The organism is Polynucleobacter acidiphobus (assembly GCF_003065385.1).
Lineage (GTDB): Bacteria > Pseudomonadota > Gammaproteobacteria > Burkholderiales > Burkholderiaceae > Polynucleobacter > Polynucleobacter acidiphobus.
The window spans coordinates 782,891-804,665 of the sequence record NZ_CP023277.1 but is presented as its reverse complement, the minus strand read 5'-3'; the positions used below and the strand labels follow the sequence as shown (position 1 = coordinate 804,665).

General features: G+C 50.1%; 27 protein-coding genes and 1 tRNA gene. 10 read left to right on the top strand and 18 right to left on the bottom strand.

Translation table 11 applies throughout. The annotated features are described in order from the left end of the window. The first annotated feature begins 1 nt into the window (after position 1). Positions 2–667 carry a hypothetical protein gene (locus AOC32_RS04315; protein WP_108508309.1) on the top strand — a complete coding sequence of 222 codons (666 nt, stop codon included), beginning with the start codon at positions 2–4 and terminating at the stop codon, positions 665–667. Between the two features lie 283 nt (positions 668–950). Here AOC32_RS04315 and AOC32_RS04310 read toward each other — a convergent pair whose 3' ends face one another. Both AOC32_RS04310 and AOC32_RS04305 read right to left on the bottom strand, forming a co-directional pair. Then, positions 951–1,517 (bottom strand): SRPBCC family protein, encoded by a 567-nt coding sequence (locus AOC32_RS04310; protein ID WP_108508308.1) that lies wholly within the window; start codon positions 1,515–1,517, stop codon positions 951–953. Between the two features lie 12 nt (positions 1,518–1,529). Beyond that, positions 1,530–1,835 (bottom strand): hypothetical protein, encoded by a 306-nt coding sequence (locus tag AOC32_RS04305; RefSeq protein ID WP_159074894.1) that lies wholly within the window; start codon positions 1,833–1,835, stop codon positions 1,530–1,532. Positions 1,836–1,902: 67 nt separating this feature from the next. Here AOC32_RS04305 and AOC32_RS04300 point away from each other — a divergent pair, with 67 nt between their 5' ends. Next, positions 1,903–2,313: a PaaI family thioesterase gene (locus tag AOC32_RS04300; RefSeq protein ID WP_108508306.1), complete on the top strand. Its 411-nt coding sequence runs from the start codon at positions 1,903–1,905 to the stop codon at positions 2,311–2,313. 2 nt (positions 2,314–2,315) lie between these two features. On the opposite strand, the gene AOC32_RS09740 is transcribed toward AOC32_RS04300, so the two are convergent. Further along, positions 2,316–2,492: a hypothetical protein gene (locus AOC32_RS09740; RefSeq protein WP_159074893.1), complete on the bottom strand. Its 177-nt coding sequence runs from the start codon at positions 2,490–2,492 to the stop codon at positions 2,316–2,318. Between the two features lie 31 nt (positions 2,493–2,523). After that, positions 2,524–3,114, bottom strand: a complete 591-nt coding sequence (locus AOC32_RS04295; RefSeq protein WP_108508305.1) for a malonic semialdehyde reductase — start codon at positions 3,112–3,114, stop codon at positions 2,524–2,526. 64 nt (positions 3,115–3,178) lie between these two features. Here AOC32_RS04295 and AOC32_RS04290 point away from each other — a divergent pair, with 64 nt between their 5' ends. Then, complete coding sequence (locus AOC32_RS04290; RefSeq protein ID WP_108508304.1) at positions 3,179–4,207, top strand: isocitrate/isopropylmalate dehydrogenase family protein; 1,029 nt, start codon at positions 3,179–3,181, stop codon at positions 4,205–4,207. Here the strand turns inward: AOC32_RS04290 and AOC32_RS04285 are convergent, their stop codons facing one another. The 8 genes from AOC32_RS04285 to cysS all read right to left on the bottom strand — a co-directional run bounded on the left by AOC32_RS04285 (position 4,208) and on the right by cysS (position 10,897). Next, on the bottom strand, positions 4,208–4,357 hold the full coding sequence (locus AOC32_RS04285; RefSeq protein WP_108508303.1) for a DUF2256 domain-containing protein: 150 nt from the start codon (positions 4,355–4,357) through the stop codon (positions 4,208–4,210). Next, positions 4,354–5,154, bottom strand: coding sequence for an alpha/beta hydrolase (locus AOC32_RS04280; RefSeq protein WP_108508302.1), 801 nt, complete (start codon positions 5,152–5,154; stop codon positions 4,354–4,356). The genes AOC32_RS04285 and AOC32_RS04280 overlap by 4 nt, the downstream gene beginning before the upstream one ends. Before the next feature lie 21 nt (positions 5,155–5,175). Further along, positions 5,176–5,270, bottom strand: a tRNA-Ser gene (locus AOC32_RS04275). 22 nt (positions 5,271–5,292) lie between these two features. After that, on the bottom strand, positions 5,293–6,543 hold the full coding sequence (locus tag AOC32_RS04270) for an aspartate kinase (RefSeq protein ID WP_108508301.1): 1,251 nt from the start codon (positions 6,541–6,543) through the stop codon (positions 5,293–5,295). A gap of 51 nt (positions 6,544–6,594) precedes the next feature. Continuing rightward, on the bottom strand, positions 6,595–7,875 hold the full coding sequence (gene tilS, locus AOC32_RS04265; RefSeq protein ID WP_108508300.1) for a tRNA lysidine(34) synthetase TilS: 1,281 nt from the start codon (positions 7,873–7,875) through the stop codon (positions 6,595–6,597). Next, positions 7,835–8,812, bottom strand: a complete 978-nt coding sequence (locus tag AOC32_RS04260; RefSeq protein WP_108508299.1) for an acetyl-CoA carboxylase carboxyltransferase subunit alpha — start codon at positions 8,810–8,812, stop codon at positions 7,835–7,837. The genes tilS and AOC32_RS04260 overlap by 41 nt, the downstream gene beginning before the upstream one ends. A gap of 37 nt (positions 8,813–8,849) precedes the next feature. Beyond that, a complete protein-coding gene (locus AOC32_RS04255; RefSeq protein ID WP_108508298.1) occupies positions 8,850–9,488 on the bottom strand; it encodes a DNA-3-methyladenine glycosylase family protein in 639 nt (212 codons plus the stop codon). Then, positions 9,488–10,897: a cysteine--tRNA ligase gene (gene cysS / locus AOC32_RS04250; protein WP_108508297.1), complete on the bottom strand. Its 1,410-nt coding sequence runs from the start codon at positions 10,895–10,897 to the stop codon at positions 9,488–9,490. The genes AOC32_RS04255 and cysS overlap by 1 nt, the downstream gene beginning before the upstream one ends. 80 nt (positions 10,898–10,977) lie before the next feature. Here cysS and AOC32_RS04245 point away from each other — a divergent pair, with 80 nt between their 5' ends. Genes AOC32_RS04245 through AOC32_RS04235 form a run of 3 tightly spaced genes read left to right on the top strand, consistent with a single transcriptional unit; the run spans position 10,978 to position 13,085 of the window. Further along, the gene (locus tag AOC32_RS04245) at positions 10,978–11,766 is read left to right on the top strand and encodes a tetratricopeptide repeat protein (protein ID WP_108508296.1); all 789 of its coding nucleotides are present in this window, start codon (positions 10,978–10,980) and stop codon (positions 11,764–11,766) included. An 11-nt stretch (positions 11,767–11,777) separates the two neighbouring features. Continuing rightward, entirely contained in the window at positions 11,778–12,281 is a 504-nt protein-coding gene (locus tag AOC32_RS04240; protein ID WP_108508295.1) for a peptidylprolyl isomerase, read from the top strand. Between the two features lie 15 nt (positions 12,282–12,296). Continuing rightward, positions 12,297–13,085, top strand: a complete 789-nt coding sequence (locus AOC32_RS04235) for a UDP-2,3-diacylglucosamine diphosphatase (RefSeq protein ID WP_108508294.1) — start codon at positions 12,297–12,299, stop codon at positions 13,083–13,085. Here AOC32_RS04235 and AOC32_RS04230 read toward each other — a convergent pair. Beyond that, entirely contained in the window at positions 13,078–13,872 is a 795-nt protein-coding gene (locus tag AOC32_RS04230; protein WP_108508293.1) for an inositol monophosphatase family protein, read from the bottom strand. The two genes, AOC32_RS04235 and AOC32_RS04230, sit on opposite strands and share 8 nt — an antisense overlap. 80 nt (positions 13,873–13,952) lie before the next feature. Here AOC32_RS04230 and AOC32_RS04225 point away from each other — a divergent pair, with 80 nt between their 5' ends. Together AOC32_RS04225 and cysE are read left to right on the top strand one after the other, a co-directional pair. Then, positions 13,953–14,708 (top strand): RNA methyltransferase, encoded by a 756-nt coding sequence (locus AOC32_RS04225; protein WP_108508292.1) that lies wholly within the window; start codon positions 13,953–13,955, stop codon positions 14,706–14,708. A gap of 23 nt (positions 14,709–14,731) precedes the next feature. Then, positions 14,732–15,490 carry a serine O-acetyltransferase gene (gene cysE / locus AOC32_RS04220; RefSeq protein WP_108508291.1) on the top strand — a complete coding sequence of 253 codons (759 nt, stop codon included), beginning with the start codon at positions 14,732–14,734 and terminating at the stop codon, positions 15,488–15,490. Between the two features lie 24 nt (positions 15,491–15,514). Here cysE and AOC32_RS04215 read toward each other — a convergent pair whose 3' ends face one another. Continuing rightward, positions 15,515–16,135, bottom strand: coding sequence for an FKBP-type peptidyl-prolyl cis-trans isomerase (locus AOC32_RS04215; protein WP_108508290.1), 621 nt, complete (start codon positions 16,133–16,135; stop codon positions 15,515–15,517). A gap of 32 nt (positions 16,136–16,167) precedes the next feature. Here AOC32_RS04215 and AOC32_RS04210 point away from each other — a divergent pair, with 32 nt between their 5' ends. Together AOC32_RS04210 and AOC32_RS04205 are read left to right on the top strand one after the other, a co-directional pair. Beyond that, entirely contained in the window at positions 16,168–17,463 is a 1,296-nt protein-coding gene (locus tag AOC32_RS04210; RefSeq protein ID WP_234409807.1) for a cupin domain-containing protein, read from the top strand. A gap of 157 nt (positions 17,464–17,620) precedes the next feature. Next, on the top strand, positions 17,621–17,854 hold the full coding sequence (locus AOC32_RS04205) for a hypothetical protein (RefSeq protein ID WP_108508288.1): 234 nt from the start codon (positions 17,621–17,623) through the stop codon (positions 17,852–17,854). Positions 17,855–17,917: 63 nt separating this feature from the next. On the opposite strand, the gene bamC is transcribed toward AOC32_RS04205, so the two are convergent. The 4 genes from bamC to AOC32_RS04185 are packed head-to-tail and all read right to left on the bottom strand — an operon-like array spanning position 17,918 to position 21,765. Continuing rightward, positions 17,918–19,051, bottom strand: coding sequence for an outer membrane protein assembly factor BamC (bamC, locus tag AOC32_RS04200; protein WP_108508287.1), 1,134 nt, complete (start codon positions 19,049–19,051; stop codon positions 17,918–17,920). A gap of 15 nt (positions 19,052–19,066) precedes the next feature. Beyond that, the gene (dapA, locus tag AOC32_RS04195) at positions 19,067–19,954 is read right to left on the bottom strand and encodes a 4-hydroxy-tetrahydrodipicolinate synthase (protein ID WP_108509330.1); all 888 of its coding nucleotides are present in this window, start codon (positions 19,952–19,954) and stop codon (positions 19,067–19,069) included. Between the two features lie 25 nt (positions 19,955–19,979). Further along, positions 19,980–20,576 (bottom strand): class I SAM-dependent methyltransferase, encoded by a 597-nt coding sequence (locus AOC32_RS04190; RefSeq protein WP_234409806.1) that lies wholly within the window; start codon positions 20,574–20,576, stop codon positions 19,980–19,982. Next, positions 20,563–21,765, bottom strand: a complete 1,203-nt coding sequence (locus AOC32_RS04185) for a tryptophan--tRNA ligase (protein ID WP_108508285.1) — start codon at positions 21,763–21,765, stop codon at positions 20,563–20,565. The genes AOC32_RS04190 and AOC32_RS04185 overlap by 14 nt, the downstream gene beginning before the upstream one ends. Between the last annotated feature and the right edge of the window lie 10 nt (positions 21,766–21,775).

The following is a 21,775-nucleotide window of genomic DNA, read 5'->3' as shown; positions in this document are numbered from 1 at the left end:
CATGTGGTGGATTGTCGTTGCGGTAGCTGTCGCACTGGTAGCACTTTATAAAAGTCCGATACGGCTCTTTTTGCAAAGTCCACTCAGCTATCTCGTTGCTCCGGCCGTCCTTTTGATTGCCCTCGCCTGGAATCTTCGGGCTCATTTACCTAGTGCTGCTACGGAGGGTTGGATTGATCTCTCCTTTCATTTTTTTGGCTCATCCCTACTGGTTGCCATGTTTGGATTGTGGCCAGCGCTGGTGATTTTGTTTCTGGTCTCTCTCGCTGGCATTTATGCGCTCACCGGCAATGCAGTCGAGGCAGCCACGCACTACCTCTTCGTGGGCATCTTGCCCGCGATTGTGGCATCTCTCGTGATAGACATGATTCGCCGCTTTATGCCAAAACATCTCTTTATCTTGATTTTGGGTAATGGGTATATGGCTGCCTTTAGTGGCACCTTTGTGTGTGGAATGCTGATCTACGCTCTTCAACAATTTTTGGGATTACAGTCGCTTAGCACCGTCGATCCTGTGGGCTGGATTATGGCCCTGATTATTTTATCCTTTAGCGAGGGCTCCATGTCGGGCATGTTACTTGCGATCTTCTTAATTTATCGGCCCGCCTGGGTGCCCACCTACGATGAATCATTCTATTTAGATCAGAAAAATCCGCGCTCATCATAATTTGCTTCATTGCAATAAGAGAGCAAAAACATTGGCTTATATCGATTTGCTTAAATCAATTATTGATAAATAAATTTCATGATTACTTTGCTTGACAGTACATCGCATCAATCCTAAGATGAAATTGTGGTGTCGCAGTCATTGTGTGACCCGCCTGGTAGCAATACCAGTCTTAGTGGGTACATTCCTGTGCCCCTCTCAATACGGGACAGCAAACTCCCGTAGCGACGATAACCACTCAGAAGAGTGGTACGGCCCGGCGGCATACCCGTCGGGCTTTTTGCTAAGGGCAACTTAGTTTTAGTATTGCGGCGCGCTGATTGGCGCTCTCAGCCATCATCTCAAAACGCTTACTCATCTGGTTCTTAATAAAATACTCAATGATGAAATTTGGTACGATGGAATCGAGCTCGACATTCGCTCGAAACTGAAAACGGGTGGCATTTCCTTCGGGCTCGATGCGCCACGTTCCCTGATACAACTTAGCATCGCCACTAATTTGTTCAAAGTCGATGATTTGATCTGAAAGCTCCTTGTACTGCACGGTAGAGCGCAACTCAATCGGGATTAAGAGAATGCGGTCCTCCACCACTCGCTCCACGATGACTTGATTTCCACTGCGCTTCACTATCTTAGATTCTTTGATACCGGGTATCGACTTTGCACCCTCATAGTCCTTGAGGTATAGCAAGGCCTGACATGGGCTTATGGCAACTTTGTAATTGGCAATGATCTGAAACCGATCCCCCTTGGGGTAGACCTGAAGATTGAGATCATAGGGATTGGATGAGGCCCATGCCAAAGAATAGAATACCCAAAGCAAAATACTGCAAAGCGAACGAAACAACATTTGCAACGCAGATTAATTAAATGGGATCGTGATTAATCCCTCGCGGGGGTTCATGGGCTGCGCTGAATTGTCCTCTAAGGACTTCGCCTCTGCTTCACCCCGGGTGTCGCTTTGATAATTAGGACCAATAATGATGCCTTGCGGGGCAGTTTCCGGTGGTAATGGCTTAGGTTTACCCATGACTCCCTGTGGGGGGACTAAGGGTTGCTCATTAATGGCCTTCAGCTCATTGGGCTGTAGCGGTGATACTTGCGCAAGTACTAGATTAGCAGTCGCGGCCGATATCAGAAGACTGGAGAGAGAAATAGAGATGCGCATCCCTGTATTAAACCACTCTTTGGGCTCGCCTAAAATGATTGATCCAATCAATTAGGATTGTCTTTGTATGCCAGCTACCCGAGATGAAATCGCAGCCTTCTTTAAGAAGGATTTTCCACAAACCAAGTGCCAGATTCTGGAAGTGGGCAATCGTGCGGCACTAGTTACTCATCCGGTGGGTCACGATGAGCTACGTCCGGGTGGGACGGTTTCAGGTCCAACCATGATGGCTCTCGCGGATGTTGCGCTCTATGTGGCAATTCTGGGTGAGATTGGTATCGTCCCACTTACCGTCACCACTAGCTTGAATATTAATTTCTTAAGACGGCCAAAGCCAAGCCCTGAAATCCGCGCTCAGGCTCGACTCTTAAAACTGGGCAAGAGCCTGGTTGTTGGGGAGGTCTTCATTTACTCAGGAGATGACCCCGATCCAATCGCGCATGCCACGGCGACCTACTCCATACCCCCGCAATCCTGAACTTATTCTTTGCGCTTAAAGATACCGATCACGGTAGCCAAGATCTTTGGTGAAAGTGACAAGGCAAAGAGGACATCCACAATAAAGAACCATGATCCACGGCTTAGCTCAATGATCGCGAGGATCACAAAGATCGCCATCATCACGCGGCGCAATGTATCGCTTGGGAAATAGCCCATGGTTCTTCCTTTTGTTAAATGGGTTCTCAGTTTAGAGGATTTGGGCAACGTCCCCAAAGGCTAAACGTGGGCCACGTGGATAGATTCCACTCGGATTTGCAATACCGATGTTCATTAAGAAATTAGCGTGGTAGCGCCCATCCGGAAAGAATGCTTGGTTCACTTTGGCTGGATCAAATCCTGACATTGGCCCACAATCCCAGCCCAAGCTGCGGGCAGCTAGTAGCAAGTAAGCGCCCTGCAAGGAGCTATTACGTAAGGCAGCCACTTCGGTCACTGCTGGCTTTCCCTCAAAGAAGGGTTTGGCGTCCATCGCCGGATATAGGCTTGGTAAGTGTTCATAAAATTGCGTATCGTAAGCAACAATGACGGTGACCGATGCGCTTTTCACTTGCGCAACGTTTCCTGGGCTCAAGGCGGGTATTAAGCGTTCTTTTGCTGCTTCACTGCGCACAAAGACATAGCGTGCGGGTTGTGCATTAAACGCAGTCGGCCCCCATTTCATCAACTCATACAACTGGCGAATTTGTTCATCACTGATGGGGTGTGATTCAAAGGCGTGTACGGTTCTTGCCTCAGTAAAGAGCTGCTCTTGGATAGAAGTCGGTATGGGCTGAGTCATTTTGATTTGGTGTCACTCAAAGGATCTAAAATAGAGAATTCTGATCATAATCCAAGCACATACCATGAGCTCATCCAAACCCTTGACCACCACACTCATCCCCGGAGACGGAATCGGCCCTGAAATTGTTGAGTCGACTATCCAGATCTTTGAAACCTTAGGCAGCCCATTTACCTGGGATGTTCAGCAAGCCGGGGTCGCAGGAGTGGAGGCGCTGGGCGATCCCCTGCCAGCCCAAACTCTGGAGAGTATTCGTAAGAATCATCTGGCCTTAAAGGGTCCTTTGACTACGCCAGTTGGTGGTGGCTTTCGTTCCTCCAATGTCCGCTTGCGCGAGGAGTTTGAGTTGTATGCCAACGTACGCCCTGCTAAGACAATGATTCCTGGTCGCTATGAAGACATCGATATCGTGTTGATTCGGGAGAACTTGGGCGGCTTCTATGTAGCCCATGAATATTTAATTCCGGTGGGCGACAATCCCAAAGCGGTAGCCGTCTCAACCGGCATGAATACCTATGAAGGTAGTAAACGGATTGCGCGCTTTGCCTTTGAGTATGCCCTCAAGAATGGTCGCAAGAAGATTACTGTCGTGCATAAAGCCAATATTCTGAAGCTTCTCACTGGCGTCTTTTTGGATGCCGCACGGGATGTATCGAAAGAGTATGAAGGTCGGGTTGAGATCGAAGACATGATTGTGGATGCCTGCGCCATGCAGCTGGTCATGAATCCCTGGCGTTTTGACATGTTGCTATGTACCAATCTCTTTGGCGACATTTTGTCGGATCAGATTGCAGGCTTGGTTGGCGGTCTGGGAATGGCGCCCGGAGGGAATATTGGAAGCAATACGGCAATCTTTGAAGCCGTGCACGGCTCTGCTCCCGATATTGCTGGCAAAGGAATTGCTAATCCAATCTCCATTCTGTTGGCATCGGCCATGATGCTCGATCATGTAGGCAAACAGGATTTAGCAACGCGTTTGCGTACTGCCATCATCGATACCCTCAATGTTGATCAAATTCGTACTGGGGATCTCAAGGGTAAGGCGACAACTAAGGAATTTACCGACGCAGTTTGTAAGCGTCTCGTTAACTAGTTACTTACCTTTTTTGCGACAAGCCTCAGAGCAGTACAACACACTCTCCCAATTTTTGGCCCAAGACTTCCGCCACGTCATGGTACGACCGCATGCAGCACAAGGCTTACTGGGTAAATAGCTTTTATTACCTTTAAAAGATTGCTTCACGGCTTCGTAGCACTTACTTTTTTAATCCAATTCAACACTTGCGGAGCTGCCTCCTCTGGGGTTGTAGCGTGATCAGCACTGACTACCACATAGGCATTATTGGGGTTTGGTGGTACGCGATCAAATGCATAGGCAGGCCCAGATGCATACAGAGGATCTAAGCGCCCGATCACCCAGATAAAGGGCGTGCTTTTCTTGAACTGCTGAGCGGTTAAGGTCATATTGCCCAGACCATTGGGATTGAAGTAACTCCAAAATACATCGGCCCGAATTTTAAAGTCACGCTGACGACCTTGGTTCAGATCCGTAAATGAAATTAGAGTATCTGGTTTACCATCGGCAATGGCCTTTTGGGCACGCTCTAAATCGGATCCGGTCATGCCACGCTCGTACATCAAGCTTGGGGAGTGTCCTGGGGCCAAAGCAATTATTGCATCGGCATCACCAATATAAGCTTGATATGCCATAGCAGCATTAGCGCCAAAACTCTGTCCGCCGATAAAAACTAGCCGATATCCTTTTGTTCGATACCCTTTAACACTTCGTGCTAATTGATTGAGGGCACTCTCATAGGTCTCATCGTAGTTACGGTTTCGAGACCATGGCATTTCGCGAAGCTCGACCTCGCATACTGTACTCACCTGCTTTGCTAATTCCTTCAGATAAGGAGATTGGGGTCCACCCCACTTACCATGCATCAAAATAAATACACAATCTTTAGTTGTGGCTAGTGAAAAAGGTACAAAAGAGAAAAGGACTATGGCTAAAGCGAGCCGATAGACAAAAGGAAGTTGCATTAGATTCTTCCTTATTTTAATTGGCGGAGACGAGAGGATTCGAACCTCCGATCCGTGTTTTAGCACAGATGCTCCCTTAGCAGGGGAGTGCCTTCGACCAGCTCGGCCACGTCTCCGTATTACTTCAATACCGCTAGTTTACTTCTGATCCAATTCAAAGGCTTTATGGAGGGCCCTGACTGCGAGTTCCATGTATTTCTCATCAATCACGACTGAGATCTTAATCTCACTGGTGGAGATCATCAAAATATTGATGCCCTCTTCCGATAAAGTTCTGAACATCTTACTGGCTACACCAACGTGGGAGCGCATTCCAACGCCCACTACGGATACTTTCGATACCTTGGGGTCACCAATAATATCTTTCGCATCAATATGCGCTTGCACGCTCTTTTTCAGCAGATCGAGGGCTTTTTGATAATCAGCACGCGGGACTGTGAATGTGAAATCGGTCTTACCCTCAACCGATTGGTTCTGAATAATCATGTCCACATCAATATTGGCTTCAGCAATGGGGCCCAAGATTTGATAGGCGATGCCAGGACGATCTGGCACATCAATCACAGTGATCTTGGCCTCATCGCGTGCAAATGCGATTCCTGAGATTACAGCGGCTTCCATGGTGGTGTCCTCTTCAAAGGTAATTAAAGTACCCGACTTCATTTCTTGATCAAGCGGAATCAGTAGATCAGTAAGCGATGACAACACACGGGTCTTCACTTTGTACTTGCCAGCAAACTCCACTGAGCGTATTTGCAAGACCTTAGAGCCAAGGCTTGCCATTTCCAGCATCTCTTCAAAGGTGATTTGATCGAGGCGACGCGCATCCTCACAAACGCGGGGATCGGTGGTGTAAACGCCATCGACATCGGTATAAATTAAGCACTCATCGGCTTTTAGAGCCGCAGCAACAGCAACTGCTGAGGTATCTGAACCACCACGACCTAGGGTGGTCACATTACCTTGTGGATCAACTCCTTGGAATCCGGTGATCACGACTGCCCTGCCGGCATCCAAATCTTTTTTGATCTTGGCATCATCAATGCCCATGATGCGTGCCTTGGTGTAGGCCGAATCGGTATGCACCGTGACCTGCCAACCTGAGTAACTAATGGCATCAATTCCTTGCTCTTGGAGAGCGATGGCGAGCAAGCCGGAGCTGACCTGCTCACCGGTTGCCGCAATTTGATCGAGCTCTCGGGGGTTTGGGGAGGCACTTAACTCTTTTGCGAGCCCCAAAAGACGATTGGTCTCGCCCGACATGGCCGATGGCACCACCACTACCTGATGACCAGCTCGCATCCATTTTGCAACCCGTTTGGCCACATTTTGGATGCGCTCGATGGATCCCATCGAAGTGCCGCCGTACTTATGAACAATTAAAGACATATCCGTTTAACTGAATTGCAAAACCTATGATTTTACAGGGTTTTGTTTTTCTTAATCCAAATAGGACCACTCGGGCCAAACACGCGGGCCCTTGGTCGTTAGGTGAGCAATGCTTACCCCTAGACCCTCAGCAGCAATGAGGGTGCCATCGATAAATAAGAGTGGGATTTGGCGTTGCCAAGGTGGCACCCCGGCTTCTTGATATAGGTTTTTTAAACTTTTACTGGGGGTATTGAGCTTGATCTTCAAGCGCTCGCCTCCTGCACGAGGTCTACTCTCAATCAATTTGGCTTGTTGACAGTATTCCCATGAAAGACCTGCTTGATTAGAGCTTTCGGGGATTGGCACAAAGATCCATTGGCCGCGCTTGGATTTCTGTGCAGATTCAATCCGCAAGGTATTGCGCCATGCTCGGATGGCATGACGATCATGCAACCACTCTAATTTGGCACCAGCACGTAAGGACTGGAGATCACGCCACCAGGATTGCAAACGCTCTGTTGAGGGCATCGAGAGCTGATTGCGTTTGAGCCAATAGCGCATCACATTGGTGGCGCGCGCAAGGTCTTGGCGGTGGAGTGTGACTAACGGCACAATGTTAAGTTGATTACGATTGATCCAGGTGCGCGCATCGTGCTGCGCAAGTTGATCCATGAGCACTTGTGACTGAGCAAGCCATTGCGCACTGCGCGCTAGGTTGGCAATTGCCCCACCCTGAATCTGCTCTAACTCTGGCAGAATTTTTTTACGGATGGCGTTGCGGCGATAGCGCGTGTTTTGATTACTGGGATCCTCCACCCAAGACAATTGATGTTGCTTGGCATAGGTCTGCAATTGGGTGCGGTCTTGCTCTAGTAATGGTCGCCACAAGTGCACAGTTCTGCCATTAGGGCTTTGCAGCTCTTTATGGGCAGGCATTCCAGCGAGGCCTGCGGGTCCGGCGCCTCGCAAGAGTTGCAAGAGTACGGTCTCCGCTTGATCGTGCTGATGATGCGCAAACAATAAATGATCGAGTTGATGTTGATCACAAAGACCAAGCAATTCCTCATAGCGTGCTTGACGCGCATGGGCCTCAATGTTCGCAGTGATTGGCAAATGCAGTAGTCGGAAGTCAAAGGCAATCTTGTAGCGTTTGGCTAGGCGCTCACAAAATAGCAACCACTCATCCGCCTGGGCTTGCAGTCCATGATGCACATGAAGCGCGTAGACTACATCGTTGGGATAGGCCTTACTGACGGCATCGAGCAATACTACTGAATCGAGGCCCCCACTGAAGGCCACACCAATTCGTTTAGCTTGGGTCTTTGGCTTTGACTTCTTTGAACTGGCCATAACTCATAAACCGTTGATGCCGGCGCTCGAGGAGTTCTTTCTCGGACAGGTCTTCGACCTCAGAAAGAGCGCGGGCAAGTGCTTTATTCATATTGGCCATCATGGCTTCGTAATCTCGATGAGCAGCACCCACAGGTTCTGGCACGATCGTATCAATCAATTGAAGATCTTTGAGACGTTGTGCAGTGAGCGCTAATTGCTCGGCTGCATCCGGAGCCTTCTCGGCGGTCTTCCATAAGATCGAAGCACAGCCTTCCGGTGAGATGACGGAATATGTTGAGTATTGCAACATCATCACCACATCACCCATGGCAATGGCGAGCGCGCCGCCCGAACCACCCTCACCAATAATGGTAGTAATGATGGGCACTTTGAGTTCGGCTTGGGTATACAGATTGTGACCAATTGCTTCGGATTGGTTACGCTCCTCGGCATCAATCCCTGGGAATGCGCCAGGGGTATCCACGAAGGTAAAAACCGGCAAGCCAAACTTCTCAGCTAAGCGCATTAGACGCATCGCCTTGCGATACCCTTCAGGGCGACTCATTCCAAAATTACGCATGGCACGCTCTTTCGTGTCCCGACCCTTTTGGTGACCGATCACCATGCAAGGCTTGCCATTGAAGCGCGCAAGGCCGCCAATAATCGATTGATCATCGGCAAAGACTCGATCGCCATGCAACTCATGAAAGTCGGTGAATAAGGCTTGAATGTAATCGAGAGTGTAAGGACGCTGTGGATGACGGGCGACTTGAGAGACCTGCCAAGGCGTTAATTTTTCGTAGATCTCTTTGGTGAGCTGATGGCTTTTTTCTGAAAGTGTCTTGATCTCGCTTGAGATATCCACCGAAGACTCGTCTTGCACATAGCGGAGCTCTTCGATTTTGGTCTCAAGCTCGGCTACCGCTTGCTCAAAGTCTAGGAAGGTGGTCTTCATGGCCTAATTTTATGTGCTTTTTGGGTTTACCCCAAAATTAGTACTCCACGGGAATGGGGTCAATGCTGCGCCACATATACCAAGTGGCCACGGTCCGCCATGGCGCCCAATTGGCTGCCACCTCGCGGGCTTCATGGCGGGTGACGGGCTCGCCACTGAAATAATTGATCGAGATCGCCCGAATTAGCCCAATATCGTCTAGTGGCAGCACATTTGGGCGCATCAAATTAAAGATCAGAAACATCTCAGCGGTCCAGCGTCCAATCCCCCGAATCGCACTCAACTCCTTAATGAGCTCCTCATCATCCATTTTGGGCCAGCGCTCGGTTTGTAGTCGCCCATGATGAAAGTGATCGGCGAGATCACGAATGTACTCCACCTTGCGCATGGATAGACCTGAAGCTCGTAAGGCGTCATGCTTGGTATCGAGTACGCGTTTAGGAGTTACTTCGTGACTTAGGGTCTCCAAGGTTCGGTTCCACACCGATTGCGCAGCAGCCACTGAAATTTGTTGTCCAACGATCGAGCGCGCGAGCGTTGTGAATGCGTCACCACGACTTCCCAACATTCCATCACCGTACTTGGGAATCAGTTTGCGCAAGATCCGATCTTGCTTCATGAGCTCCGCACAGGCATCTTGCCAATAGCTTGGCTTTTTGGTTCGTGGTTTTGGCATTAGGCTCGTCGCCAGATGGTTTGGCCGCCGGGCTTATCTTCCAAAATGACACCTTCGTCCAGTAATTGCTGACGAATCGCGTCTGCGCTGGCAAAGTTCTTGACCTGCTTGGCCGCTTGGCGTGCCATAATCCGCTCTTCAATCTGCTCTGGGCTCAAGCCAACTTTAGGCGTACCGCTTTGCAAGAACTGTTGTGGTGACTGATAAAGAAGTCCGATCGTGCTACCTAAGTGATGAAGCGTGTTGAGCAGCTCGTGCTTGCGCTCAATATCCTGCGTCTTATGACTCTCGGTCACCAACTCGAATAACACCGCCAAGGCCTCAGGAGTATTGAAGTCATCGTTCATGGCTTGCGCAAAGCGGTCTTTCCAGGCAGGGTCAACCTTATTGCTTGGAATGGTCGGCAGTTCACTCAGTGCGGTATACAAACGAGTTAATCCAGTGCGCGCATCTTTAAGCTGATGATCGGAGTAATTAATCGGGCTGCGATAGTGAGCTTTGAGCATAAAGAAGCGCACCACCTCAGGATCAAACTGCGCTAACACATCCCTAATCAAGAAAAAATTGCCCAATGATTTTGACATCTTCTCGTGGTTCACACGAATATGGCCGTTATGCATCCAGTAACGCACAAAGGGTTGATCGACGCTGCCCGATCCAAACATTGCGCCTTCGCTTTGCGCAATCTCGTTCTCATGGTGAGGAAACTGCAAATCTGCCCCACCGCCATGAATATCAAAATGCTGACCTAGTAACTCGCAGGACATCGCCGAGCACTCAATATGCCAACCAGGGCGCCCCTCACCCCATGGGGAAGCCCAACGGGTGTCAGCAGGTTCTTCGGTCTTGGCAGATTTCCAGAGCACAAAATCCAGTGGGTCGCGCTTACCACCGCTAATGGCAACCCGCTCACCGGCTTGAAGCTCATCAATCGATTTACCAGATAACTTGCCATAGCTAGGGAACTGGCGCACGGCATAGTTCACATCGCCATCATCGCCTTGATAGGCCATCTCACGCTCGATGAGACGACCAATCAATCCTTGCATCTGAGCAATATAGTGAGTGGCCCGCGGCTCATGATCAGGCGATAGAAGATTGAGGGTTTTAGCATCCGCATGCATTGCATCAATGAAACGCTGGGTCAGTGCTGCAATAGGCTCTTGGTTCTCAAGCGCTCGCGTAATGATCTTGTCATCAATATCGGTGATGTTGCGAACGTAGTTCACATCATAGCCACTGGCTCGCAACCAACGTACCACCATATCAAACACAATCATGACCCGTGCGTGGCCCAAATGGCAATAGTCATACACGGTCATGCCGCATACATACATCTTTACCTTACCGGGCTCAATGGGTTTAAAGACCTCTTTGGTTCTCGATAGGGTGTTGTAAATCGACAGCATGATCAGTAGTTAGGAATGACGGAGCTTGAAAGGTGTTGAGTGAACGGCACACGAATTTGTTAGACTGATGAGTATATCGAATGACGCGCCTTCTTAGTGATCTTCTTGCCATGACAGCCAATACCCAAATCTTCAGCAAATTAAGCAAGATCCCACAGTATTGGCTATTGCTATTGGGTCTCACGGTGATGGGCGCGAGTGTTGCGCAACCCTCCCCCGCAGGTAGCAACCCCCAGCCTTATCTTGGTGGGTATGGCCCAACCGATCCACCGCGCATGAGCACCAACCCCAATCCAGAAACTGGCAATAACCAACTTTCGGAATCCATCGCGGTGCCGTTTTTGTCCTTTTTGATTATTGAGCCCGATCCGGTCATGAAAAATGCGATTCCCACGCATATTGAGAAGCTCATCAAGGAACGCAAATACCCAGAGGCCATCAAAGCGATTGATGCGGCTTTAGTGAAAACGCCTCGTAATGTGCAACTGCGATTTATCAAGGCGCGCCTGCAAGTGGAATTACGTGATGTCAATGCAGCTCGTGCCACCTGGATCGAGATTACCCAGCAGTTTCCGGAGTTACCAGAACCCTATAACAATCTCGCCGCATTAGCAGCCAATCAAGGTCAATGGATTGAGGCCCGCGATTATTTAGAGCTCGCCCTCAAACTAAGACCTGACTATGTGCTGGCCCAGGGCAATCTGGCAGAGGTGTACTTGCGCCTAGCCGATCGCTATTACTCCAGTGCGAGTAAACTGCAACCCAGTCAGCGCGAGTATGGGCAGCGGGCCCGGGCCATCAAGGAGATCTTGAACCCGCCGCCGCCCAAACCCAGTAACCGACCCAATCCTCCGATTTCTAAACCATAAGAGAGTTATTTATGCCAAGCGTTCTTCTGAAAACTAATCACGGTGATATCACCCTCGAGCTCGATGCTGCCAAAGCACCAAAATCCGTTGCTAACTTTTTGGCCTATGTAAAGAGTGGCCATTACGATGGCACGATTTTTCATCGGGTGATTGATAACTTCATGATTCAGGGTGGCGGTATGACCGCGGGTATGAAGCAGAAATCAACCCTCGATCAAATTGAGAACGAGGCAAACAATGGCTTAAAGAATGATCGCGGCACGATTGCGATGGCACGTACTAGCGATCCCCATTCAGCGACCGCCCAGTTTTTTATTAACGTCAATGACAATGATTTTCTGAATCACACCGCTCCTACTCCGCAGGGTTGGGGCTATGCCGTGTTTGGGAAAGTGAGCAATGGCATGGATGTGGTTGATAAGATTAAGAAGGTTAAGACAGGTAATGCCGGGTATCACCAAGATGTTCCCACTGAGGATGTGGTGATTGAGAAAGCATCGGTCATTGCCGACTAATCCCTTGATCTAAGCATGCAAGAGCACGCCAGCGCCCTACTAATCTCCGATCTTCATCTCACGCCGTCGATGCCCTTGACGGCGCAGCGTTTCTTTGACTTTGTTGAGAAAGAAACGAATGATGTCGAGTCAGTATTTATTCTTGGTGATCTCTTTGAATACTGGGTGGGGGATGATGCTGGCGCGCGTTCACCATTTCAGCAAGAGGTCCTGCGTGCACTTTTTGCTCTATCAAGCAAGACCAAAACCTATTACATTCATGGCAACCGTGACTTTTTGATCGGCCAAGACTTTCTCAAGAAATCTGGGATGCAGTTACTGCCCGATCCGTCCAAGGTCATGATCGCTGGAGATGAATGGGTTATTAGTCATGGTGATGCACTGTGTACTAATGATCTGGGCTATCAGGTGTTTCGTAAATGGGTACGCAAGCCCTGGCTCCAAAAATTATTTTTGCGACTCCCTCTCGAGTGGCGACGTGGGATTGCCCGTACTCTACGAAGTAATAGCACTGCAAAGTATGAGCGCGCGGCGCGTTATACCCCGGATGTCGCTCGCTACAAGGGCGATGTCACCTTGGTGGCTTGTGCCAACCTGATGGGAGCCTACGGCTCCGAGCGTTTGATTCATGGGCATACCCATTTACCGGCACGGCACCATGAAAGCATGGGTAATAAGGAATGGCAACGCTATGTGCTCTCCGACTGGGATTTGGATCATCCTGAGACCGTGTTACCAAAAGCAAGTGCCTTGCGCATTGACCTCAATGGTGTGCGCTACATTGATTTGGTGAAATCTACTTAGCCGTTCTTGAGTACTTGCTAAGTATGTTTGCCATTTGGGCAAAGATCCTCGGGTTAGCAGCCATAATTTCGCCACTTTCCATAAAGCCCTCTTCGCCTCGGTAGTTCCCAACGAGGCCACCTGCCTCGGTGACAATCAGGGCCCCTGCTGCCATATCCCAGGGCTTGAGTTCACTCTCAAAGAATCCGTCGTAGCGGCCCGCTGCTACATAGACCAGGTCTAGGGAGGCTGCGCCAGGACGTCGCAGACCCGCGCATTGGCGAGTCATATCAGCAAAGATCTTGAGGTAGAGATCAACATCTTGATCGTGACGATACGGAAACCCTGTACCGAGTAATGCGTTCTCTAATTTGGTTTGCTCGGCCACCCGCAGGCGACGGCGATCCACGTAGGCGCCACTACCCTTCGTGGCGGTAAATAACTCATCCCGATTGGGGTCATAGACCACGCCTTGGGTCACAACACCATTAACCGAAAGAGCAATCGATACGGCGTATTGCGGAAATCCATGAATAAAGTTAGTGGTGCCATCTAGGGGATCAATGATCCAAATGTGATCAGAGCCATTCGTGGCTTCGCCCGTTTCCTCGGCCAAAAAACCATGGCTTGGATAGGCTTCGCTGAGGGTCTCGATAATCGCCTCTTCGGCAGCTTTGTCCACTTCGGTTACATAGTCATTATGTTGCTTGCGATCGATTTGCAAGCGCTCTAAATTGAGTGATGCACGATTGATAATCGTTGCGGCACGGCGAGCGGCTTTCACAGCCACGTTTAACATGGGGTGCATAATGAGTGGACAAATTAAATAAGAACAAACTAGTCGACAAGGTCTCTAGCGCAATAGCAGTATTCTAAACGAATTCATTCATGGCTCAGACTCCCTTTACTCAATACAGCGACCAGGTCCGCTGGATCATGGTCGAAACCAGCCATGCGGGCAATATCGGTTCAGCAGCACGTGCCCTCAAAACCATGGGCTTTGACGCCTTGCATCTGGTTCGCCCTCGTGAACTCGCCATGCCGACTCACCCCGATGCGATCGCATTAGCCAGTGGCGCCAGTGATGTGTTGGCTCGGTCTAATACTCACAAGATGCTCTCCTCCAGTATTGAAGGATGCGCTGTGGTGTTGGGTCTAACCAGTCGCGATCGGGAGTTTGGTCCGCCCCCACTCTCTTGGGCAGATGGTCTTCATTTGCTCACCGATGCATTGCAATCCAAGGGCTCCGTTGCATTGGTATTTGGTCCTGAGCGAACTGGGCTTGAGAACGAAGATCTTGCCTATTGCACCCATCGGGTCTTCTTGCCTGCCAATCCCGCGTATCCCTCATTAAACCTTGCTCAAGCCATGATGGTCTGCGCGTTTGGTTTGCGCCAAGCTCTTCTCGAGAATCCTTCCCCGTCATTGGCGAATCAGGATCTTTCTGAACTTGCGGACCCTGCCGCTGTTGCTGCCATGCTCGACCATTGGCAGGCAGGCTTGGAAGCGATTGGATATTTGGATCCCAAAAATCCCAAGAAGCTGATGCCGCGTCTGCAAGCGCTGTTTGCTAGAACTCGCTTACGCAAGGAGGAAATTGATCTCTTGCGCGGCATTGCCAAACAGATGCTCCTGAGAAAATAAGTCGCACGGATTACACTATCTCTATGTTCAGTTCTTTATTTGAAGATGTAGACGCTATTATTGCGCGCGATCCTGCCGCACGGCACCGGCTAGAGGTGATTACCTGCTATCCCGGTTTGCATGCCATTTGGTTACATCGTCTCAATCATGCCCTATGGAATATGGGTCTTAAATGGCCCGCCCGTTTTCTGGCATCGCTGGCCCGTTTTCTGACCAATATTGAGATTCATCCGGGCGCACACATCGGGCGTCGGGTATTTTTGGATCATGGCCTTGGCATTGTGATTGGCGAGACCGCAGAGATTGGTGATGACACCACGATCTATCAAGGGGTAACCTTGGGAGGTACCTCGCTCTACAAAGGGGTCAAACGTCATCCCACACTTGGCAAAGGCGTGGTTGTGAGTGCGGGCGCCAAGGTCTTGGGTGGATTTACTGTGGGGGATGGTGCTCGGATTGGATCCAACGCAGTGGTTCTCAAAGAGATACCTGCGGGTGCAACAGCAGTCGGTGTGCCGGCTCGGATCTTGCATCCCGATCTACCCAAACATGCGAGCGATGCCAGCAAAGCGAGTTTCTCAGCCTACGGCATTACACCGAATGCAGATGACCCTGTTTCCTTAGCATTGAAGAGTTTGATCGACGCCACGATTGAACAAGAACACAAGATCAAAGCCCTTGAAGAGGCATTAGCGAAGTTGGGTGGGAAAGCCAGCGACACGCAAGCGCATGAAGAAACGCAGCGCGAGCTTGATGCCATCAAAAATCTTCTGAAAGAATAAAGCGCTTCTTTGAATGCGCACCCATTAATGCAGGGTTCGTGGACCTTGGTCGCGTTGCCCTGTTCCCGATAAATCGAGATCATCTAGATCATCATCATCGGCTAGGTCCATCCCAAAGCCGTCTTCATTTTGCGGATGTTGATTGGCAATCTCATCGTCAGTCGCCTGACGAACGTCTTCAACCTGCAACCAGAACCGCAGAGCCATTCCAGCAAGCGGATGATTGCCATCGAGTACAACTTGTTGATCAGCCAGGTCGGTCACGGTATAGATTAAGGTATCTGATTCTTGATCGTCCTCATCATCGACCTCGTCGGCTTCGGCAGCTTCGATCTCTTCAGTACTTTCTTCTTCAGGCACGCCCTCAAACTGCATACCAATCTCCAATGGTTCGGGGAAGCGCTCGCGCGGTTCTATTTTGAGAAGATTGGGGTCATATTCTCCAAACGCATCTTGAGGTTCGAGTTGGACCGTGGTCTCAAAGCCGATATCCTTGCCATCCAATACACTCTCAATCTTTGGGAAGGTTCCTGCGTAACCCCCGTGTAGATAAACCATCAGGGTATCGGGTTCTTCGATAATATTGTTTTGAGCATCGCTAAGTTTGTAACGAAGAGATACGATGGTATTTTTTTCAATCTTCATAGCGATGTATTTCCTTAATAAGGCTATTTTACTTGACTAAGACTCGCACTCGCTACCAACCTCCGAAAGCCCCAGCCATACTACCGCTTGATCTGCCGTGGCCGCTTTTAGGCAATCTGAGCCCCCAAACATTTATGCAACGGTATTGGCATAAATGCCCACTCCTGGTCCGCCAAGCCATACCCGCTTTTGCACTGAGCAAAAATGCTGGCTTGCCTCTGTTGAGCCCAATCTCGGATAAAACCCTGTTTGGATACGCATGCGATGGCCTTAGCGAGGCGCGTTTGGTTGAAGCCAAACCTTGGCGACTGCAACACGGTCCTTTTCGGAAAAAAGAGATCCCTGCAAGCAGTGCTCGAGATTGGACGCTATTAATCCAAGGGATGGAGGCACGGCATCCGGCGGCTGCCCATGTTTTATCCTGGTTTCGGTTTATCCCGGATGCGCGCCTCGATGACCTAATGATCAGCATCGCGGGTATTGGGGGTGGCGTAGGTCCGCATGTCGACTCCTACGATGTATTTTTAATCCAGATGGAAGGTCGACGCCGGTGGAAGATTTCTGGGCAGGCCGATCTAAGCCTGCGCCCTGATTTACCACTCAAGATCCTTGCGCGATTTAAGCCGGAGCAAGAATGGGTCTTAGAACCCGGTGATTTACTCTATCTACCTCCTAATATTGCCCACGAGGGAGTAGCGCTCGATGCAGGCTGCCAAACCTGGTCGGTGGGCTTTCGGTCACCTTCGTACCGTGAGCTCATTAGTGAAGGTTTATGGCGTCTTGCTGAATCCCTAGAGTCCGATCCTTCCCTTGCGGCGATTTATGCAGATCCGAAGCAGAAAGCTTCCTCTGATCCTGCGCGTCTACCCGCACAACTCGAAGATGAAATCCGCCAACGGATTGAGGCTCTTGCCCTAAATCAGTCCCCAGCGTTTATCAATGGCATTACTGCTTACCTGAGCGAGCCAAAACCGCATGCGATCTTTACGTCACCCGACCCTGTCTTGAGTCCGCACGCACTGCGAGCCAGTCTGCAGAAGATGGTTTTGGCACCCCATCCCCAAACCCGCTTATTAATCCGCGGTGAGACCGTTTTTTGCAATGGGGATGCGGTGACTGATGGGCAGGATCCGGCCACCATCAAAGCCTGGCAAACACTAGCGCAGCAGCACCTCCTCACCCGAGGGCGAATACGAAAATCCAGAAAAAATAAGGATTTATCAAGGGCGAATGCAGAGCAGACTAATCGGGGGTTGGATCTCCCGCCTCTAGCCAAAAATAATTCGCTGTACGAAGCCTATTCTGACGGTTGGCTCTTACTTGAGTAGGCAGCAATTTTGCCTAATGGCGTTGAACAAATGATGGTGCAATTGCTATAATTATTAGCGGATCTGAGTTGTATTACATCCGTAATATGCGCTCAAGGTCTTACAACAATTACCGGTAATTGATGTAAATCGTCTTAAATTTAAAGGAAATAAATCAATGAAGAAGTCACTCCTCTTGGCCGCAATGTTGGCCGTTGCTTTGTCTGCTTGCGGTAAGAAAGAAGAAGCTAAGCCAGCTGCTGCTCCAGCCGCTCCTGCTGCTGCTCCTGCTGCTGATGCAAAACCAGCTGACGGCGCTGCTCCAGCTGCTGCACCTGCCGGCGCTGCTCCAGCCGCTCCTGCTGCTGCTCCTGCTGCTCCAGCTGCACCTGCTGCTCCAGCCAAGAAGTAATTCTGAAGCTGTATGAAGAAAGGCGCTCATTGAGCGCCTTTTTTCTTTGGTAGAGAGCCGTGATTATTTAATGAGCTGTCGATCCAGCGTGGTGAGTAACTGATTGCCAGTGGCGGTGTTCTCGGGCTTGCCTTCAGAGTCTTGTACCAAAATCACGACTTGATTCTCACCCCTTGCTTGAACAACTACGCGATAGAGTTTTGCTTTCTTATCTGAATCATTACTTCTACCAAAGGTACGACCAAACCAACTGCGTCCATCACCCAGATCTTTTGGATTGACGTAGCGCACAAAGTAAATACCCCGTGAGCGATCACGGTCTTCCACCGTAAAGTTGGAACGATCCAAGGCAAGGCCAACGTCGCGCCATGCCCGATCAAAGCTAGAGGTCATTTCAATGCGAGTAGCGGGACCCTCTTCCACCAATTTAGCCCTCGGTGTTTTGGGTGCTGTCGTGGTTGCCGCAACTTGGGCCCTCGCTTGGTCTTGGGTCATACCAAGACGCTCCATCAAGCGGGTCAAGAAAATGGCTTCCAGCTCAGGGTCGGTTGGCCGCACAGTCCATTGGGTGGTAATCATTGCGCCAGAGCTATCTTTTACTGGGGTCTCGATTGCCCCTTTGTGAGTAATGTAGATCTCGGTGACATCGGGTTTTTGCACCTCAAGACGAGTCCGGAATTTATCGCGCTCCCCGGAATCATAGGCAGAGTCCAACACACGTCCCAAGGTTCTTCGAATAATGTCCTGCGGAATCTTGGCACGATTCTCAGCCCAGTCGGTTTCCATAATCCCAGTCGATGGTGAATCAATTACCAGTAAGAAACCATTCTCTTGCCAAAAATCTTTTACTTGAGGGTAAAGCTCGGTTGCCGACTTATCGACTACTAACCAACGTCGATCACCGTCACGCTCAATCTTCATGCCAGGGATACCGGTCAACACATTCGAGCGTGTTTGGGAGGACTTCTTGACTGCCTGGTTGTATTCCGACATGGTCGCCGTGCCATCCTGAACAACATAGCGGCGATCCGCTTGGGCTGTAATTAAATCGGGGGGCAATGCTAGGTTTGGACCGCGCACTTCGCCAGATTTTTTATAGTCCACCTTATCGCTAGCGGTCATACTGCTGAAGCTACTACATGCAGTGAGCGTAACAATTGCACAGGTCAACGAGATGGTGTGAAGAACTGAACGCATTCGATCCTAAAGAAATTACAGCAAGCCGGCTTGGTCCAGTGCCTGACGCAATGGCTCACGCAATGGCTCGCTAAGTGGCGTCAATGGTAACCGAATTCCGGTAGGAATCTTGCCCATCTGATACAAGGCCCATTTCACGGGTATGGGATTAGCCTCAATAAACATCATCTTGTGAACTGCCAATAATTGATACTGAATCTCTCTTGCGCGCTTCGCATCGCCTGCGATCGCTGCTTTGCAAAGTTCGCTCATTAAACGAGGTGCCACATTGGCGGTTACCGAGATATTGCCATGCCCACCCATCAGCATCAGGAATATCGCGGTTAGGTCATCCCCAGAATAGACCGCAAAATGGTCTAGTTGTTTACTTTTAAGCTCGGCCAGTAGCAGTGAGCCGCGCTCTAGATTACCCGTTGCATCTTTAATCCCAATCACGCCCGGCACTTGTGCCAAACGTACGGTAGTTTCATTGGCAAGGTCAGCGACCGTGCGCCCAGGGACGTTATACAAAATGACCGGCAGATCGACGCGCTCAGCGATCGTTTTAAAGTGGGCGTACATTCCCTCTTGCGTGGGCTTGTTGTAATAGGGCACCACTTGTAGGCTAGCATCTGCGCCCACCTTCTTAGCGTATTCGGTTAATTCAATGGCTTCTCGGGTTGAGTTACCACCGGTTCCAGCAATGACTGCGATACGCCCCTTGATATGTTCAACGGTGATACGAATTAGCTCACAATGTTCTTCAACCGATACCGTGGGTGACTCACCGCTCGTGCCAACGATCACAATCGCATCGGTACCTTCGCTCACATGCCAATCGAGTAAGGAGCGCAATGCGGGGTAGTCAAGACTTCCGTCTTCATGCATTGGGGTTGCAATTGCAACCATACTTCCGGTCATCATGGCTGATTTCATAGGGCTTTATGGGTTAAGCGACTGTCGCATTGAATTGTAACGGATGGCGTATTTTGGGCAGTCCCCGACTAGCGCATAGGCTTTGAACCATGGCTGGCTTAGGGATCTCACGATAGCCATCCTGATAAGCCACCACGTGCAGATCATGTCGCTTGGCGAGATCCAATAACTCGCCATGCTGGAGTAAAAAGTTTGGGTTTGAGGGTTTACCAAATTCTTCATTACCGATGGCAAAGGTCTCATAGAGCAAGATACCGCCCTCTTCCAGGAGATTTGGTAATTGATCCAAGTAAGGACGGTAAAGATAGTTGCTCACCACGATGGCATTCCATTTACCAAACTCGGATTCAGGGAGTGGCCATGACTCCCCTTCAAGATCCATTGGCTGGGTCATTACAAAATCATGCTGAATGCGCGCCAGAGAGTCCTGATCACGATCAACTGCGAACACCATAAAACCTCGATTAGCGAGGTAGATAGCATGACGTCCACCACCACAGGCAAGATCTAAGACCTTACCGCCCGGAACAATCAGGTCAGTGTATTGGGCAATCCAAGGTGAAGCAGTTTCTAGAGCGGCGTGCACGTGATCGTGATTAATCAACGTCAAGACCCATGGCCTCGCGCACATCCCGCATGGTTTCTTGGGCAACCTTACGTGCCTTGTCTGAACCATCGGCAATGATGGAGCGCAATAGGCTAGGATCGTCGAGATACTGCTGTGCTCGCTCAAACATGGGTTGCTGCTCGCGCAAGATGGCATCAATCACGGGTTGTTTACAGTCTAGGCAACCAATACTTGCGGATTGACAGCCCTTTTGAGCCCAATCTTTCGTCGTTTGATCTGAATACACCTGATGAAACTGCCACAGGGGGCAATTGGCTGGATTACCAGGATCGGTGCGTCGTACCCTAGCAGGATCGGTTGGCATGGTCCGCACTAAGCGAATCACCTCCTCAGGCGCCTCGCGAATCGCAATCGTATTGGCATAGGACTTTGACATCTTTTGCCCATCGAGACCTGGCATGCGCGCTGCTTCAGTTAACAAAGCCTGGGGCTCGACCAAAATAATCTTGCGTGCACCCTCAAGGTATCCGAACAAACGTTCACGATCGCCCATCGATAAACTTTGCGCCTCTTGCAAGAGCGCTTGTGCTTGCATAAGCGCCTCGTCTTCACCGCGTTCCTGATAGGCATTGCGCAGCTCCAAGTAGAGCTTAGCGCGCTTACTACCTAATTTCTTAACTGCCTCAAGAGCCTTCTCTTCAAAGCCTGGCTCACGGCCATACAAGTGGTTAAAGCGCCGCGCCACTTCACGGGTCATTTCCACATGGGGGACTTGATCCTCGCCCACTGGAACGTAGAGCGCTCGATAGATCAAAATATCAGCCGCTTGCAGCAAGGGATAACCAAGAAAGCCATAGGTCTGCAAATCTTTTTCTTTGAGTTTCTCGATCTGGTCTTTATAGGTGGGTACCCGTTCCAACCAACCTAAAGGGGTGCCCATCGCCAGCAGAAGAAATAGCTCCGAATGCTCTGGGACCCGACTCTGAATAAATAATGTGGCTTGATTGGGATCTACGCCCGCCGCTAACCAGTCGATCACCATCTCCCAGACCGACTCCTGAATCACCTCAGGGGTCTCGTAGTGAGTGGTTAATGCATGCCAATCAGCGACAAAGAAGAAACAGGGATACTCGGCCTGAAGACGAACCCAATTTTTTAGGACGCCATGGTAGTGACCTAAATGCAAGGCGCCCGTGGGACGCATGCCAGATAAAACGCGTTCTGCAAACATAGAGAGGATT